13 protein-coding genes are annotated in these 16997 nt (G+C 50.6%); all 13 read right to left on the bottom strand.

Going from position 1 to position 16997, the window contains the following annotated elements:
- Positions 1 to 20 precede the first annotated feature (20 nt).
- The 13 genes from CRO74_RS06855 to CRO74_RS06795 all read right to left on the bottom strand — a co-directional run bounded on the left by CRO74_RS06855 (position 21) and on the right by CRO74_RS06795 (position 16349).
- Positions 21 to 668, bottom strand: coding sequence for a hypothetical protein (locus CRO74_RS06855; RefSeq protein ID WP_097125235.1), 648 nt, complete (start codon positions 666 to 668; stop codon positions 21 to 23).
- An 81-nt stretch (positions 669 to 749) separates the two neighbouring features.
- Positions 750 to 2339, bottom strand: a complete 1590-nt coding sequence (locus CRO74_RS06850; RefSeq protein ID WP_097125234.1) for a hypothetical protein — start codon at positions 2337 to 2339, stop codon at positions 750 to 752.
- Between the two features lie 140 nt (positions 2340 to 2479).
- Positions 2480 to 2944 carry an RES family NAD+ phosphorylase gene (locus CRO74_RS06845; RefSeq protein WP_097125233.1) on the bottom strand — a complete coding sequence of 155 codons (465 nt, stop codon included), beginning with the start codon at positions 2942 to 2944 and terminating at the stop codon, positions 2480 to 2482.
- A 21-nt stretch (positions 2945 to 2965) separates the two neighbouring features.
- The gene (gene parS, locus CRO74_RS06840; RefSeq protein ID WP_097125232.1) at positions 2966 to 3931 is read right to left on the bottom strand and encodes an Xre family toxin-antitoxin system antitoxin; all 966 of its coding nucleotides are present in this window, start codon (positions 3929 to 3931) and stop codon (positions 2966 to 2968) included.
- Positions 3932 to 3994: 63 nt separating this feature from the next.
- Positions 3995 to 6298: a hypothetical protein gene (locus CRO74_RS06835; protein WP_097125231.1), complete on the bottom strand. Its 2304-nt coding sequence runs from the start codon at positions 6296 to 6298 to the stop codon at positions 3995 to 3997.
- Positions 6299 to 6302: 4 nt separating this feature from the next.
- The gene (locus CRO74_RS06830; protein ID WP_097125230.1) at positions 6303 to 10256 is read right to left on the bottom strand and encodes a hypothetical protein; all 3954 of its coding nucleotides are present in this window, start codon (positions 10254 to 10256) and stop codon (positions 6303 to 6305) included.
- Positions 10256 to 10837: a hypothetical protein gene (locus CRO74_RS06825; protein ID WP_097125229.1), complete on the bottom strand. Its 582-nt coding sequence runs from the start codon at positions 10835 to 10837 to the stop codon at positions 10256 to 10258. Before CRO74_RS06825 ends, CRO74_RS06830 begins: the two co-directional genes overlap by 1 nt.
- A complete protein-coding gene (locus CRO74_RS06820; protein WP_097125228.1) occupies positions 10834 to 11481 on the bottom strand; it encodes a hypothetical protein in 648 nt (215 codons plus the stop codon). The genes CRO74_RS06825 and CRO74_RS06820 overlap by 4 nt, the downstream gene beginning before the upstream one ends.
- Positions 11478 to 11810, bottom strand: coding sequence for a hypothetical protein (locus CRO74_RS06815; RefSeq protein ID WP_097125227.1), 333 nt, complete (start codon positions 11808 to 11810; stop codon positions 11478 to 11480). The genes CRO74_RS06820 and CRO74_RS06815 overlap by 4 nt, the downstream gene beginning before the upstream one ends.
- Positions 11811 to 11823: 13 nt before the next feature.
- Positions 11824 to 12363 carry a hypothetical protein gene (locus CRO74_RS06810; protein WP_097125226.1) on the bottom strand — a complete coding sequence of 180 codons (540 nt, stop codon included), beginning with the start codon at positions 12361 to 12363 and terminating at the stop codon, positions 11824 to 11826.
- Positions 12364 to 12426: 63 nt separating this feature from the next.
- Positions 12427 to 13053, bottom strand: coding sequence for a hypothetical protein (locus tag CRO74_RS06805; RefSeq protein ID WP_144035879.1), 627 nt, complete (start codon positions 13051 to 13053; stop codon positions 12427 to 12429).
- Positions 13054 to 13068: 15 nt separating this feature from the next.
- Entirely contained in the window at positions 13069 to 15579 is a 2511-nt protein-coding gene (locus CRO74_RS06800) for a hypothetical protein (RefSeq protein WP_097125224.1), read from the bottom strand.
- Positions 15580 to 16067: 488 nt separating this feature from the next.
- Positions 16068 to 16349, bottom strand: coding sequence for a hypothetical protein (locus CRO74_RS06795; protein WP_097125223.1), 282 nt, complete (start codon positions 16347 to 16349; stop codon positions 16068 to 16070).
- Between the last annotated feature and the right edge of the window lie 648 nt (positions 16350 to 16997).

Raw genomic sequence — 16997 nt, 5'->3', positions numbered from 1 at the left:
ACCGTCAGAATAAAAGAAAATTAGTAGGAGTAATTAGGTAGATGATCGTCGTCAGCCTTCTTCGAGCCAGGCAGCGAAATACCCGGGTTGAATCCCTCAACAACGGACTCTAACGCGTCTGAGACGGAATACAATACTTCTTTAGCCGCTACCTCTTTAGGCTCATCCACCATCTGTTCAATCTGCTGCTGGGATTCGATTCGTTGGGTACGGATATATTTGGTTGCTTCCTCCACACCGGAAACCCCAACCACGAAGAGTTCGGGCATGGTATAAGGCAAACAGGCTTCTACCATTGCTAACCCCGTTGACGCAATCGGGTATGATAACCCTTGTGTATATACGCCACCGCAGACAACCCGCAATCGGTGCGTAGGTCGGCACAGTCGACGGCACGCGTCGGCATACTGTTTACTGACGATTAGCAGTTCGTCACCCTCCGGGATGGGATCAACCTCCGTGACAATTTCCTGAACAACGGGAATGCCGTGGTTCAGGCAGGTAATTTCGATCCGCACGTGAACGCGCAGGGCGTGACCGGCTACGGGGATAAAATCCCGGTGGACCAAATTAGTGGGGCTATCGACCTCAAAACGGCCGTTGCCGCGCGCAACCAGGTTATCCTGATGGACAAACAACAGGGCGCGATTGGTGTAATTAAGCAGCATGGTTTATCCCTTTGGCTCGTTAGCGGACTTTTTGGGGAAAGAAATCATTGTTGAAAAGGCAAATAGTACTCCTGTAGATTGTCATTCATCGTCATCAATCCCCAGCGCATAGGGATTCATGAAGTCATTTGTCACTTTGGTACCGGCGTCCTGATTCGACAGATAGCGGTTCAGGGCTGCATTCTTGTAGATGTTGCCAATAGGGGTGTAGATCTCCACTTCGCGCGAATCCTTATCATACGCCCCCGCCCCCATCCGGGTAGCCGAACTGAACATACCTTCCACCAAACCCGCTTTTTTGGCTTCCGAGTTATCGGCAAACTTGACCTTCACCTTGACAAAGCCCATTGGCCCGTTGGAAGAAATGGGAGCGCCGTTCTGGTTGAACTCACGCGGGTTGGTGTAGATGCGCGGATCGACATGAACAATCTCATGTTTAGTGCCGGCCAGATCAACCGCATTGAAGCCGTTTTTGGCAACGATACCTTCCAGTACTTTACCACCCCGCCAGCCGGTTGGATTGGTTTTCGATACCGGTACTTTTTCCGCCCCGAGCAAATTGCCCAGCGCATCGGCTGATTGCTTATCAAGGATATCCAGCGCATTGAAACTGACCTTGCCCGTGGCTTTACCGCCAAAGGCATTCAGATCATAACCCGCATGACGCAGTACCTTATTGCCCGATGGGTCATAGGTCGTACCAGGCTGAGTCTGGGACTGGGGAATCATCCGGCGCAGATACGCGCCTGAACCATCGGCACCATCCCCCGATTCGGATAACTTGGAAATTTTCGCGCGTTTCAGTTCATTGCCCAGCTGTGCCCCCTGAATCCGCAAACCGTCCAGTGTGCGTTTGGTGCGGTGATCCTCCACCTGCATACGCTGGTCCTGTTGCTTGTTTATATAGTCCTGGTATTCGTCGAGGGACTTGGTTTTGTAGTAGACCTTCGTATTCTGGTACTTCCGCAGGTACTTATCCATGGCAACCTCCGGTTTGTCGGTCGACATCAGATAGTTCAGCTTATCGTCTTCCGTTACAGCCACTTTCTCATAAGGCAGTACACCAGTCGGGTATTTTTCGCCAAAGTGTTTCAGAAGTGAATCATCATCTTTGTAGGAGCCGTTGAAATCAAATTTGGGCAAGCGACCCTTATAGTACTCCTGCAATTGATTCGTTGCCGGGATATACCGCTGTTTGCCGTTTTCGGTGACGACCTGACCGATCAGGTTTTCACCCTTCCGCATCGCTTCTTTAGCCAGCGTGATTTGCTCCAGGTTATGAACGCCGGTGGTGTACTCGTCGCTTTGCTCCAGGGCACCTAACGTTTGTTCCATCCACGCTGGCCCCTCAGCGGCCATAAACTGGGATAGATTGCCCTGATACTCTTTCGCCAGCCGTTCGGCATTGGCCGACTCCTGACCTTTGAGCCATTTGGAAACGCGTACTTTATCGGGCCGCTCAAGCGGAAGCGAGCGAATCTTTTGTTTGAAAGCCGCGATCTGTGCCGCAGCCTGTTGTTCCTCCAACAACTCCTGTTCACTCAGCTGAGTGGCGTAGGTTTGCTGTTGTAACTGCTGATCTTTTGCCGCCATTAACTGACCCCAATTGGTCGTAGGAGCCATTAAACCAGCGATAAGCGCATCGGAACCGATAGCGTATGGACGGGGCATATACACTTACATATGAAATGATATGCTAAAAATAGTAAATCTTTTATATATAAGCGAGCGATTAAGGTCTATACGGTTAATCGAGCGTGGCTTTAAAAGCCGAAAGCCAGCTCTCTTAGCTGGCTTTCGGAATGCTGGTATTACATGAACCGCTGATCGAATTTGAACGCTATGGGTGGGTATTCTATAACCTTGCCAATATCCGGATGCTCCGGATTAAGCAGGATGTTGTATTCATAAGGATTAACAGCCGAGGGTACCTTAAAGGCCAAACTACTATTAGTGGTCAGATAAGGCATCAAAAAGAATCGACTAACATCGGTAGGTGGTATGCTAGTCCAACCCGGCAGTAGTTCGTCGGGATGGAATTCTCGGATACACTCATCCGGAATTTCGAGTTTGATCAAACTGTGAGGGGGAAAATTAGGCAATAAGCTTTTGTCAGTATGTACCAGAATTTCCAGTACACACAGCGAAACCGTTGTTGAGGTGTAGACCATTGGGGTACCGACCGGGTTCCAGCGTCCGCCCGTTATCGAAGCGCCGATGCCTGAAAGCGTTCCTGAATTATGTTTACTCTTTTGAATGCGATAACAAATAGCCATCCGCAAAGGGGGTAGGCAAAACTAACTGTATACTCCGTAGTCAATCCGTCCCAAAACGGCTTTGACAAGATTAAAACCAGTGGCGGTATCCAGCGAGTTAAGCGGTGAAAGATTACTTAATTCTTGCAATGGAAGACGCAACCACTTATTGAAGGTATCTTGATTCTCAAAAACATCCAATCCATACGCTGCCAGCTCGTTGAGCAGTGTAAGGCGTTCAGATGCCACAGGATTCAATAAACCGTCGGGCTTTAAGCGGTGATACGTCCGAATGGAAATCGTGAGAATATGAGCCATTTCCCGATCTGTTAAATCGAGCATTTCGGCTAATTCTTCAGCAAACCTTATGGACAATCGCTGCCGCTTATTTTCTTCGTCGGAGGGAGCAGGTAGCTTATTGTTTTTTACAAATGGATTAAAATGACCAACTGGGGTATCTGCTTCTTTCTCAGCAATGCCAGCCAGTATCGTATGCACATCAGACAAATATCTGTCTAAAAGTGCTATCTGTTTATTCAGCTCTATTAGTATACGAATCTGCTCATCTTCTGATAGAGTCGGCTTATCAATAGAGTAGTGCTCCAACCATTTGAACTTTCGTAGAGCTTCTGTCAAGACAGAAAAATATTCAGCCGTAGGGCTTTCCTCTGAAAGCCAGTTTCTAGTAGCATTTTCCTCACTGACTTTATTATGCAGCGAGGAATCATACATTTTAGGAAAAGTCAGACAAAGATCCTCCTCAGGTTCCGCTCTCTCTTTCTTTCTCTTCGTACAATAATCAGAAGTTAAAAAATTAAGAGAACTGTGATGACTTGCAGACACCTGCACCCCCTGCTGTAGGAAGTATGAGATTACCTTGGTCTGAGCCGTCCAAACCTTTTTCTCCAGGTGAACAAATTGAGTATTTGCCTCAACGATTTGCTCAATCCAAGATAATGTGTGGTTATGTCTTCTTACGCCCATAATCGTATCAATTAACTTAAGCAAAGATAGGTGCCATTTGGCACTTTTGCAACCAAGTGACACCTATTTATGAAAATAATTCTTTCTTCAATTACTGCCTGTTCCGGCTTTCATCGCGTTTTCACGCATCTTTCTTAGCAGACTGGTAGCCTCCTGTTCCTCATCGGCCTGTGCGCCCATCAATCGCTGAAAGAGCGAGCCAGCGCCGTAGTTATCGGTATACAGTTTGCGCTGTTCGATATTCTGTAAACCGGCCTGTGCCAGTTGTACGCCTGCCTGCTGACCGGATACAACCTGATTCAGTTTCTGGTCGAACTGCTGCTGGTCAAGTTGCAGATCCTGATTGACCATCGCCCCGTACTGCGCGAAATTCTGTGCCCTCCGCGATACGTCCCCCATGACGGCCGCCTGCGTCTGCTGACCCCGTTGCTGATTGAGTCGGGTAAGTCCCGCCAGCACAACGCCAGGCGTAGCGCCCGACCCTAGCGAATTTGTCATAGCCGTCTGGCCAGCCGCATAGCTATCGGCGATCTGTCCGTTGACGGTGTTCCACTCCTGAGGGGTATAGCCCTGATTGGCTTTCGCTTCAACCTGAGACTGCCAGTTGGTAAAGCGGGCCGGTGGTGTCCAGGTCGGTGTTTTTTTGGATGCCATCACCGCCCCCGTAACCACACGCCCCAGATCGAGCAAATTCCCCACAGCATCCCCTTTAGCCGCCGGTGCTTTGGCGGTCGGTGCGCTGGCTTTAGGGTCGTAGTTGGTGGCTGCTGCCGGAGTATCCAGACCCAGGGCTCCCGCTATGCGGTCGGTGTTGGGTTTGACGACCGGCTTTTCTGCTTCGGGAGCCGGTGGCGGTGTACCGATAACACCCGGATCAGGTGTGGCAATGCCCCCAAGCGTACTGACAAGCTGCCCATGCGTCATTTTCTGAATGCGGCTTTGGGCTGTTACTACAGGTGGAGCCGTTGACGCTGGCTTTTTACCGGCACTGGCTCCGCGTTGCACCATCGAGGGAACGCGCGCAGGGGTCGTCGACGAAGTTCCCGATCTTCCCGTTTGGGAATTTGGGGAAGATCCGGCCGAAGGCTGAACCGCCGGAGCCGAGCTTGCCGGAGCGGGCTGGGCTGTCATCTTTTGGGTATTGACGGCCGAGGTGGCTTTGGTGAAATCCATTGCCCCCACGCCCCCGCTATCGGGCAATAGCGAAAGCCCCCCGGTCTGGGTATTGAATCCATCGCCATGGTAATTATACCCGGTTCGTGATTTGGGCAGCGCATAGCCCACGCCCGTACCCTTGTGGACAATCTTATTGGAATTGGCGTCAAAGGTCAACTGACCGCTATCCAGAGCCGAAATAGCCTGTTTCGCCATGCGTACCTGAGCAGCCGCATCGTCGATGTATTTCTGATCTTCGGCAAGCTGGTTGGCTTTGGGCTTGGCGGCAATGGATGACCAGCTGTCAATCAGGCGTTGGTTATGCGCCCTAAAGTCGTCCAGTACCTTTTTGGCATCATACTTTCGATTTGGGCCGGGACCGGCTTCACCACCTTCCCGAAATTCGTGCGAACCCGAGTCGTCTCGATGGGTTGACAATTCTTCGTACAGATGTTCGCCAAGCGCTTCTTTTTTCTTTTCGAGGGGAGCCGACGAACACATGATAGCTTTCATGGCCATGTTGCTGTGTTGGTCCATGACCCGTTCTCCAATACGCATACGGCCGTAGTGCATACCCGTAGTCTCATCGATAATACTCAGGTCTTCCGATTTATCGTCCTTGTCATAGATTTTATAATCTTTGGGTTGATCAATCGAAAAGGTCATACCGGCATATCGGTAGGTCAGGGGCTTTACTTCCCCCCCTGCGTTAAAATACTTCACGTTTCTTCGGACTGGATAAGTCGTTGTTGAATTCGCTCCGATGGCCCCGGCCATGCCCGATACGATACCGGGCAGATCCTTCTGCGCCGTTGGTGCCAGGTCTTTGAGGATTTTCCCCACACCGTTCCCGGCCTGAACACCATTTGCTACCCCCCCGGCCAGATTGCCCAGACTCATCCCCAGATTACCACGGGCAAGCGTATTGCTCATGTCCTCATCGACGTTGGTGGTTGAATCCTCCGCCCCGCCGACGATGCCCGCAGCCACTTTATTAGAAGCTGCATTCAGGCCTTGCCCCAAGGTTGCCCCGATGGCTGCACCGGCGGGACCACCCACCAGCGTACCGGCAATACCGCCGATAACGGGCAGGGCCACATCCTTGATTTTGCCGAACAGGCTCTTTTGCCCGTTCTTTTTGTAGCCCAGCATCCCCAGCACAAAGCCCGAGCCGGTATAATAGGACGGGTCTTTGGCATAGGCCGAGGTTTGATTCTCTGTTGTGAAAACAGCCATACGACTAAACGGTCAGAAAGGAACAGCCGAAACTCAGTAGTTCGACTGGTATGTTGTTTTTGTTGCTGATCGTAATCTCAACGATCGCGTAATGATCGCGCAGCGGGTCTTTTGTATCGTCCCAGTCTTCTTCATGCATGGGATAGATCAGCATATTATCCCGCCAGTCAATGCGCTCATCGGTGCCCAGAATCGTATGATCCTGTTTTGGTCCGCCATTGGGCGTATACTGACGAATAGAGACTATCTGTTCAATACCCGCCACGTTCAGGTTCAGATAGCCATTGTCAAAGCGTTTGGTCTTCGTCGGATTGGGGTTGACAATGAAGCGCAACACCGTATTGGCGGTTACGTCGAAGAACTCACCCCGCCGGGCGTTATGATACAGATAGATTTTGTTGGGATAAGCCGGATTCGTTGCAAACATATACCGCCCCCGCTTACCGTACAAGCGGGGATAGCCCGTATTACTGCCCACAAAAGCACCTACCGTTGGACTATATACGAGCGTCTTTTTGGGTTGTTTATTTTGCCAGAACGTTGTCAGCACATCGCCGTTACTGTTCACCCCGGAAACAGCATTCCATTGGCGCAGGGTGTTGAGGTCGGAAGCCCCCAGATTGGCCGTTAGTTTCTGAACCGTATCGTGAAGACTTTCCTGATTCGACAACTCATCCAGACCCGCCTGCGAATGCCGCAGTAACACGCCGTTACGGGCGTCCCATGCCCCGATTTGCCCTTTGGATACCCAGACCGACGACGGGTGCTGTGTACCCGCTTCCCGCGAAAGATACACCATGCCGTTAAAGACTTTGCCAGAGTTGATCACGATTACGCCGACCTCATTGCTGGCAAACTGGGAAGCATTCAGCGGAGCCGCCCCGAATCCTTTTGTCTGCCAGACGTACATATGGGAGAAGCTACCGGAGCTGAGCTTGGTAATTGGGCCCAGACTGGCATCGGCCAGTCCATAGTCACCTACGTAGCGCGTACGCCACGAATCCAGCCGTTGACCAGGTGCTTTCTCCGGTGTCCAGTGAAAGGCACTATCCCCGTTGGTGATAATATCCTGTTCGGGATCTTTTACGTTGTAAAACTGAATGGCCTCTTCCAGGTTCAGCACTATGTTGTACTTCCAATCTTCGGGCTGCTGGGAGGTGATGCCGTTGTTAAACTGCTTTTGGGTACCCTCACAGCTTGTCGCTTCGGGTTTGGTTGCGTTGGCCGCAAAGCTACGCCCCCACCGCAGAGCCAGGTTGTATTTTGACTCAATGGGCAGAATATGCGAAACGGCATAATCAGGGAGTACGCCACTGGTTTTCTCACAGCCATCCGACCAGAAGGGATAGATACGCGTAAAATCAAACAGACTTACGTAGCAATCCCCGCCCCAAACCTCTACCTCATCGAATACGAAGTGAGTCAGCTTACCCGATGCATCATAGCGTTCTTTGGCCAGTGTAAGAATATCCGCTGTCAGGGGCTGAAAGTGTCCGGTTGAGAAATACGGTTCTTTTTCCGGGCTTTTGGCCGGTGTTGCCTGCGTATAGTTGACCAGCCGGTAATTACTCTGTGCCCCGCGCTGGTAGTCCCCCGGTCCGTTGCCGACTGATCCGGGTTCAAGTGGTGCCAGGTCGACCGATTTCCAGTCTCTGCTTTTAAACAGTACGGCGTTGCGCTGCAGCAGTCCGTCGAGTTGAAGCGAACGATTGCTTTTGGCAATGTTTACGTGCGTCTGGGTTTCAAACGTCAGCTTTAAATAGTCCTTATCGAACTCCTTGTAGGTTTGATCGAAGCCCTGATTATGTTGAAGCGCCAGCGCAATTCGCGTTGTATCGCCCAGATTCGGTCGGCCATTCTTGACCAGATTGGCTACGCGCGGAAAATCCGTTCGGGTATTGTAGGATTTGGTGTAAATGTGCTCATTATTTCCCACCAGTTGGGTATACCCTTTGCCGCCGGTTGGTCCAACCATGCCGATGTGTTTCAGCTCGTCGGTTTGTTTGGGCGCTTCGAAGCTTTCTTCAATCAGCACATCCGGCGAGTGATAGTTGAGGAAATAGGCCTGGGTTGAGGTTTGACCGAAGTTGCCGGGTTTACACATCGTCCCGTAGGTACTGCCGTAGTTATCATCCCCCAGTGATTGCTGGTAGAATCCATTGTCAGCCGTTGGCAGCGGAAACAGCAGGAAATCCCGGTTTTCCTTGATGTAACAGCCTTGCGTACGGCAAACGGGAAAAACGACGCCCTGATGTTTGATGCGCGCATTTCGCTTTCGGCGCACGATCATAAAGCCCGAAACATTCAACCGGCCATCCTGATCGTAGAGCTTGTCGACAGGCAGAGCCAGCCCCGATATAGTCACCCCCATTATCTGTAAATCCCAAAGGCCGGTTTGCGGGTTTAGTTTGGTGAGGCTGTAATAATCCTTCTCCCCATTGGGCCCAGGCGCATACTGTTCGGGAAAGGTAAAGGCGGGCAGATCCTCCACAAACAACACTTGCCCCGACCGATCGAGCACCGCCACACCGTATTCGTAGGTTTCGCCCCGAAAATGACCTTTCAGCAGGTGGTCGTATAGCTGACCTTTGTAGTTGGCAAAATCCTGATCGACCGAATGGCGGACGGCCTGACCGGCAAAAGCCGAGATATCAATAAACTGATTTTCGACAGGGCTGTTGGTCAACGGGTCGTTATCATCCTTCCCCGATATGGGATTGGCGAGATTGGCAAAAGTTGGCGAAGCGGTACGGTCGGCACTCATGTTCCGCAGTTTGGGCGTAAACTTGACCGCCGACTTATCCATGGAAACCGGCGCAAGAAAACTTATCTGTCCTTCGATGAGCATGTTTTCCGATACTTCCAGCGTACCGACTTTGACCACGTTTGAATACCGCTGGTTAAGGGCTGAATCCGTTAACTCTTCACCGTCAAGCTGGGTGATTTCAACCACCATCGACCCACTGCTGCCCATCGTAATGGGTTTCATGGCTACCCGTTTGTAGGGTTTATCTGGTGACTCGAAATACACCACGGCCACGCGCAGGGAGTCCCAGCGTAAATCCAGATTCTGAAGCTCTAGCCGAATCGATTCACCCGACATAAGCCCCGAAGGCTGCATAACCCGGTTGTGGTGGTTGGAGCGCAGGCCCGTTTGGCGAACGGGCAGCTGATCATCGAGGGGATTGGTCGTAACAAATACCCGGCGGGTAAGCGTTGACCAGACCGATTCATGGCCGTTGGTATGCCGGTACTGAATCGCAAACTGATACACCCCACTCAGCAGACGACCTTTACCCCGCCCCAGCACATTGAGCCGGGGAAACACCAGATCAGACCGTTCCCGGAAGGCATGCACCGATAGATGTTTGGGATAAAACAGATTGGCACCACTTAACAGCGAATGGTAGGTGACACCCGATGCGTTCCAAGCCTGATTCAAATTGAACGTATGCATGGCATGACGCCGATCCGTCCAGTAGATACGCTCAATGAGTTCGGATTCAACCGTAACCTTGAGGTCCATACTATCGGTTGCCAGCCAGTTTAACCGATCCTGTTTAGCTTCACCGAACCGCCGTATCCGGTAGGGCTGATTCAGCAGGTTGGGGTCGTTGGCGTCATTGTAGAGGGTAATATACCGGCCGCCGAGGTTATTGGAATCCCAGTACCAAAGCCCGATTTCCGAGTTCTGATTATTGGTCGAGCACAACAGCGTTCCTTTGCTGCATTCCTCCTGGCCGATAATCCAGTAACCGGCGGGCACCTCCATGACATAGCGGTTTCCCGGTGCGTTCATGAAGGCCAAACCATGCCCCATTGAGGGTTCGGCATCGTCACCATTGTACATCAATTGCCCGTTTTCGGCATCCCGAAACGTGTTGGTCGGTTGCAGGTGGGCATCTACATCCTGCACCATACCCGCCTGAAAGGTTTGTTCAAATGTGGGTTGGGCCATTACAGATACTTACGGTTAACACGGTTTTGAGCAAGCCGCGCTTTTTTGTTGAGTGAACTACGCGCTTCGTCGATCTTTCCCAGCGCAGCGTTTTCCAGCGTTAACTGCATCGAGAAACGCGGATGCGCCGGAAAGCCCGTAATCAGCTTAGCATAACAGTAATCCAGACAGGCCTGGTAGACCTCCTCCACGATCGCTACTTTACCATCCGGACCAAGGGGCAGGCTATGGTAGTTGAGGAATACCGTTTCATTTTCCAGATTGGCAAACATGATGCCAAACGGAGTGAGCATAAACGCCAGTGGATTATCCGAACAGTAGCCGTTGTTGAACTTCTCGCCACTCATTTTATCTTTCGTAAAGCCCGCGTCCAGTACGTCCAGAATGTGTTCCGGAAGGGGATCGACACGCCCGGCCTGTAGCTCGAACGGCTCCGTATATACGTCAGCCGTTTTTTTATGACCAACCTTCCCCAGCACGTACTTGACGTAGCGGTTTACCGGTTGCCGGTAGCGTTCCCCATTACCCAGGGGAAGCAGTTGCCCGAGTTCGCTCAGGAGCATATCAATGGTATAGATCATCCTTCGGTCGCGTTATTTTTTTGGTCGACGCGTTGCTGCAACTGGATATGGGTACCCATGAACACGCGCAGGGTTTGCATTTTGATTTTCCCTTTTGCTTCTTCTCCCAAAAACCAGGCGCGTTTCCAGTACCATTCATCGGCGCGTCCTGCTTTGGGGAACGGGTCAGCCGGTATTCCCGTCAGGGTGATAGCCTCTACAGCGATCGTTTGGGCTGTCAGCAGTACATACATCTTATCGCCTTCCAAGGTGAAACAGGGTTGGCGGGTCAGTTGGCTCATGCCCAGCAGTTGCCATCGGTAATCGACTGGAACGAATCCAAGCTGGTAGGTATCGGTCTGGATGCCCACAAACGAGGTATAGGGCTTTCCGTTGAAGGTTAGCAAACCTACGACCTCTACCACCCGCATCAGATCATCCCCGGCAATGCTGAGACTCATCGTTTCAACGCGGTAGGCTTCGGGGTCCATCCCCTGCCGTTCGGTCTGCCGGTCAGTCTCCTTGAGGTAGATACCGAACTGATGCCGCAGTTCCTGTTCGATGATGGGCAGCGTTATCCGGCTGTCATCATTGGCGGAGTTATTGTTGAGGTGATTCAACACCTCATAGGCCAATGCCCGGAATGATTGCGGGTGAATGATCATTTTTTGTAATTAAAGCCGGGTGTCAGGATTTTGATGTAGGCATCGACTAAACCGATTTGTTCAACCAGCTCGACGAATCGCCTAAATGGATCTTCGCCCAAATTCATAACTACAGGATCAAATCCATACCGATTCATTTTGCTGTATTTATGTGGTGCCGCTTCTTTGAGCAGGGGCATAATGGTATCCTTCTGGTCGATTAAGCGACGTTTGAGTTGACTACGGAGAATATACGAGGGCACTTTCTCCACGTTTGGCGTGGCTTTACCTACGCCATGCTGCCGTTTCCATCGACCCAGCGTACCGGGTGAATCAAATAGGGGGTTCATCTTTGGGAGATAATTAATCAAATAGTTCTTCCAAGCTCAGCAATCCGGTTTGACTGATCATTTTGTTGATATGCACTTCTTCCAGCCTTTCTTCGGCTCTGTAAGCCGTAATGAGTTTAAAGGCGGCTGTATCGGCCGTGAGGTCTTTGGCACGTTTATCGGGGTCTTTGGAAAAGGCATCCGACGAGAGTTGTTTTTCGTAGCCCCGCTGCCGACGTTTTAATTCAAGTTTGTAGACCATGCTTGGCGTACAAATCATTTCGTTGGCCTGTTCGATGGCTTGCTGGCAGATGGAATCCTTATAGAAGCCAGGAGCGAATTTACCTTTGCTTTTTCCCTCTCCCAGCTTACGGACTTTTAGTTCGTCAATAACCAGCTGATCCCGTTTATCCTCTTCGAACTCGTAACTGTGAGGGGAAATAGCCAGCCCAAAAGCCAGCACGTAATAAACCCCGGCATCCCCGCGCTGATCGTGAACAGCCTTTATTTTGTCGCGGCCCAGCAAGGTTTGAAGCCAGGAGAAGCCATGCTCAGGCGTATAGAAAATGTGCATGTATTCGTGAAGTGACGCCCAAAAAACGCCAAGGCAGTATCGGCGTTTTTTGGGGCAGGGTAATTACTCGGTCATGGACTCATCGCCCCGGTACAAATCAGCCGGGTTCACCGGGCTGGGTGCCGGTTCGTATTCTTTCGGAGCAGCGCAACCCTTTCCCAACTTATTCTGTAATTCTCCGATCACCGCCTGAATCATCGCTACTGCCGCAGGTACGGGTCCCCGGTGTCCATCAAAGGGCTTAATGGGAGTTAGGAAACCTTTATTGTGAAAAGCCAACTCCGATAATGCCATGCGAATCACTTCCAGTTCGAGTTCGGAGAACTGGGGCTTTTCGGTTTTGAATACTTCCATCGGTATTCGGCGCGTATCAAACAAAGCGCGCGGCTTTGTCGCTACCTCGTCAATGCCCGAGTATTCGAAATTTCGCGTTCTGACCTGACCAACTGAATTATCTTTTGTCAGGCAGTCGCGAACGTGGTGGCTGAATTTATCTACATTCTCAGGGCTTAACACGTCGCCCAGCGTTGCCATATCAGCGAGCGTATCGGCACTAACCGTTAACTCAATCCGGTCAAGACGTTTCCCACGAAACGGGCTCATGATTTCCCGATCGAACCCGGGTCGAATGATTTTTACTTCTGCGTTACCATCACGGTAGCCTACGGCTTTTACAAGTATGGTATTCATATACATTGGTTTTGATTATGCGAGTTGAGGTTGCCCCTGTTGTTGAGGCTGGCTACTGGCTAGCTGGGCTTCCAGCGCGGCATCGAGCACCATTTGTTCACGCTGGTTTGTACGTTCGATATCGTCCTTCATGCCGTCAGCGTCGGTCTTATCGGCGGCTGCCTTGTTTTTCATGTCCTGGACGATGATCGTGCGTTTGGTGATCTCCTTCTCTTTTTCAAGTTCAAGCTGAATCTTCTGTAGCTGAATCTGTGCGTTCTGCTGAGCGATAGCCTGCTGCATTTCCTGAGATTCCTTCTGGGCTTTCTCAATCTGCTCGTTCAATCGGCGGTAGATTGCCATTGCTTCCGCCGGGGAGTTGGTCAGACTTGCTTCCAGAAGTGCCCCGCCCTCTTTGGCACCGCCGGAAGCGGCCATACTGGATAGAATACCCTGAATGAGTTTGAGCCGGTTTTCGATAATCTGACCGGATTCAAGTTTGATATCAAAATCTGCCAGTGCCAGTTTGCGGGTCAGGTAGAGTAAATGCCGTTCCCCATCGGTCAGCACCACGTTCATTTGCCCATCCCGCGCGTGAAGCTGTTTGAGAATATCAGCCGAGCCCTGCAAGAGCTGATTTATGAACAGGGTATGTTCGCGCAGGCACTTAGTCAGCAACAGTGCCTGATTGGCAATGTTAAGCTGGGTTTCCTTAAGCCCTTCATAGCGTTCTGATACGCCCTGTACCTGAGGAGAAAGACCCATCCGGGATTCATAACCCGTCGTGATAAGCCGAACCAACTCAAAGGCGACCCGAAGTTCTTCTGTGTGATTGGATAGCTTGATGGTCCGTAAATGCTGCTGCTGAGCCTGATTATTGGGCTGCATCAGCGTAGAGTCATAGCGGACTATCCCGGACTTCTTAACGTTGTAGAGGTATTCCAGCGGTTCGCCTTCCTGGGCATCATCGACAATGATGGCTTCCGAAATACCCATATTGATCAGGTATTCGTCAATGGCTTTGTAGAGGACGTTCACGCGGATCGCGTCATTTTCCCCCAGCTTGGCCATGCTCTTATCGTAGCTGATTTGCGCCTTGATGGGCATACCAACGTAGCCTTTGTTTTCCCCGTTGGGGTCAGGCTGGTACTGATAGGGCCCAACGTTGATAAATGTATCGTGACCGATACGGTCGAACTGCCACAGCTTTACCCGGTTGTAGACTTTGACGTTTGCCCGGCTTAGGTTTTCTTTCTTTTCCTCATCGACCGGCACAAACCGAAGATGTACGCTCCGGTCGAAATTGGTTTCCTGCCAGTACTTAAGTTCCCGATCAGTAGCGGGCCGCCAGCTTTCGCCCTCCGCTTTTTCGACCTTGAAGCGGTCCTGATGGATGACCTTAACGAAATTGCGCTGAACAAGGATGTTCATCAACAATCCCCCCGCACTCCGGATCACCGGATAAAAACAGCGGTTCATCCAGTTAATTTGCTTTTGGGTATAGCCCTGTATCTTCAGGTTATCCAACTCACTGCCCAGACCCCAGCCGCCGACACCCTGATCATTCCAGTAGTTTCCGTCGAGGTTATACCCAATGTTACGGCCCACTTTGGTAACCGAATCAATGTAGTTGATAATCCCCTGTATACCCGTTCCGGTCTGTAGACCCACTCCGAAATGGTTCATCAGTTCGGTAGGCTGCATATAGTCCATGACCGATGCCGCCAGTACGTTAGGATCTTCAAAGGTTTCGACCCGCTTTGTAGCCATGTAGCGTACCTGGTCAGGGTGATAGGCCTTTGGTATCAACTCCCCGTTTACTACGTCGAGGAATCCGAACTGTGCGTTAACCGCGAACTTATGGCCGAAAGCTGCTGCCCCCACATCCTGAAACGAGTGCTGATAATCCGTATGCATCAACAGCTTGTGCATCGTGGATTCGACCTGTTCCTGCAAGTTCATGTACTGCAAGAGGTCATTGGCATTCTTGGGCAGAGGTATCTTCTTGTTGCGGGCAAAGTCCAGATTCATTCCACGGTCGCCAGCCGCTTCAATTAATCCCTGCGTTAGCACCTTTGCCCCTGCCCTTGACTGTTCGGCAATCGCTTCCTGAGCGAATTTTGTGTTGAGGTTCTTGACCGCAAACTGAAACGCGTGAGACAGCACCTGGCCCATCAGCGCCGACTTGGCACCATGGAAGAAATTGTTATCCTTCGTCGGTACCGGTCCAACATCCCCGAAGAGATTATCGGCCAGGTAGTAATCATCCATCCTCAGCTTTCCGTCGACGATATCAAACAGATATTCCTGATTGGGATTGTCAAACGCCCAGAGCAGATGAGGATTGAACAGCTGAAAATCACTGACCCGGCGAAACAGGTCAATTAGCTTTTTCGGCTGTTTGTAATATTTATCGTCCCAAAGAATTACCGGTACTGAAACTTCCTTAGTCCTAGCCTGGCTGCGATTCAAACTGAACGCTTCCTGTTTGGCTAACTCCCAGTTATGCGCGTACTGCGCTGAGGCATCGCCACCCGATCCGTACATCGTAATTGCCTGACAAATGAATAATTGTTAATATACACTCAAATATGAACAATTATATATTTATCAACAAGCACTTATCCATAAACGTCAAAAGATATATAGGATTTTTCCACCTTTACCGACAGATGAAAACGCCCCCGGCAAAAAAATACCCCCCAGGTTTTGGAAAAAAATACGGTTACAAGCGATATGTGGGACTACCGGCGCGCGCGGGGCGGGGGTCGCGGCCATTTTTTTCCACCCCCCGGCTGTTTTCGGGAATGGTCTGGAATCGGGTGACGGGAATTGCCTGATGGGTTTGGCTATCCGGTTTTGACAATTTGCTTTTAGGAAACTGGTCTGGCACCGATGATTCTGGTATTAGTATGGGTTGTGAGTCGGGAACAGGCTGATGGGGTGCTGTTTGACAATCCTATAACGCCTGAGAATTGTCTGTACAAAATTTCCCGTACATCTGACCGTACAAACGATTCTGAGCGGGTTGAGAATTATCGCTGAGGAACTTGGAAGGTAATCGGTGATGCGATAGCCGGAGAGAGCCAGAACTCGAAGCGATTTTTACGCGCCAGCATTTTGTATTTTACCAGCTCACGAACAGCGCGACCGATGAACGATGCGTCAGTCTGGAATTGTCTGGTCATCGCCACTGGCCGCAACTCTACCGAGCCGTCAGGACTGACAGTAGCCAGCGCGAAGAACAACACCCGCAAAGCCATTGGTGTAACGGTCGTCAGGAGTTGATTGAGCTTGTATTCGTCTGGTCGGTACATCGTAGCTTGTAAGCAGCTTACAGACGTTTTGTAAGGATTTACACGGTTATAGTCCATCGGCAGAATATCTATTGCAGGTGTACGGAATGAGATTAGTGATTGACAGCCAGCAAAAAACGCGAAAAATCAGTTGATCGACCCAAAATGTTCTGTTATCAGCCAGTGGAGGCAGTGTTGACCGATATTCTCCCCGAAATCTATGCGAATCCAACAGGCTGTTTAAGACCCATCCAACAGGCTGTTTTGTGGTGCAATTCTATAGGCCCAGAAGCCACGAAATACACACGCGAATACATTCACAGGCAGACAGGCAAATAACGCCTTACAACGCATTTACGAGCCTTATTTAGCGCGATCATACGAACCTCAACGAAATAGATTGAAATTGTATTTTTCAAATATTAATCGCGCCTATCCATCAATATATAATCTTTAATATAAACTTTCAAAGAACTTTTAAATTGTATATATAATGTGTATACAATATTATATATATTTGTATCAACAAAGCGGGAGAGATAAGGCGGTAACAAAAGTTACCCTTCCCGCGCATGAGTAACACTTTAACCCCATTTCTCGAATCCTTTTAGAGTTTGCCACATACACCAGATTGCGGATACGCGCTCATAACCGCACGACTACCAAACC

This window comes from Spirosoma fluviale (assembly GCF_900230225.1).
Taxonomy (GTDB): domain Bacteria; phylum Bacteroidota; class Bacteroidia; order Cytophagales; family Spirosomataceae; genus Spirosoma; species Spirosoma fluviale.
This window is presented reverse-complemented; position numbering and strand designations above follow the sequence as displayed.

Coding starts and splice junctions, on each gene's coding strand:
- CRO74_RS06855 (WP_097125235.1), bottom strand. CDS start 668: ATGCTGCTTAATTACACCAATCGCGCCCTGTTGTTTGTCCATCAGGAT.
- CRO74_RS06850 (WP_097125234.1), bottom strand. CDS start 2,339: ATGCCCCGTCCATACGCTATCGGTTCCGATGCGCTTATCGCTGGTTTA.
- CRO74_RS06845 (WP_097125233.1), bottom strand. CDS start 2,944: ATGGCTATTTGTTATCGCATTCAAAAGAGTAAACATAATTCAGGAACG.
- CRO74_RS06835 (WP_097125231.1), bottom strand. CDS start 6,298: ATGGCTGTTTTCACAACAGAGAATCAAACCTCGGCCTATGCCAAAGAC.
- CRO74_RS06830 (WP_097125230.1), bottom strand. CDS start 10,256: ATGGCCCAACCCACATTTGAACAAACCTTTCAGGCGGGTATGGTGCAG.
- CRO74_RS06825 (WP_097125229.1), bottom strand. CDS start 10,837: ATGATCTATACCATTGATATGCTCCTGAGCGAACTCGGGCAACTGCTT.
- CRO74_RS06820 (WP_097125228.1), bottom strand. CDS start 11,481: ATGATCATTCACCCGCAATCATTCCGGGCATTGGCCTATGAGGTGTTG.
- CRO74_RS06815 (WP_097125227.1), bottom strand. CDS start 11,810: ATGAACCCCCTATTTGATTCACCCGGTACGCTGGGTCGATGGAAACGG.
- CRO74_RS06810 (WP_097125226.1), bottom strand. CDS start 12,363: ATGCACATTTTCTATACGCCTGAGCATGGCTTCTCCTGGCTTCAAACC.
- CRO74_RS06805 (WP_144035879.1), bottom strand. CDS start 13,053: ATGAATACCATACTTGTAAAAGCCGTAGGCTACCGTGATGGTAACGCA.
- CRO74_RS06800 (WP_097125224.1), bottom strand. CDS start 15,579: ATGTACGGATCGGGTGGCGATGCCTCAGCGCAGTACGCGCATAACTGG.
- CRO74_RS06795 (WP_097125223.1), bottom strand. CDS start 16,349: ATGTACCGACCAGACGAATACAAGCTCAATCAACTCCTGACGACCGTT.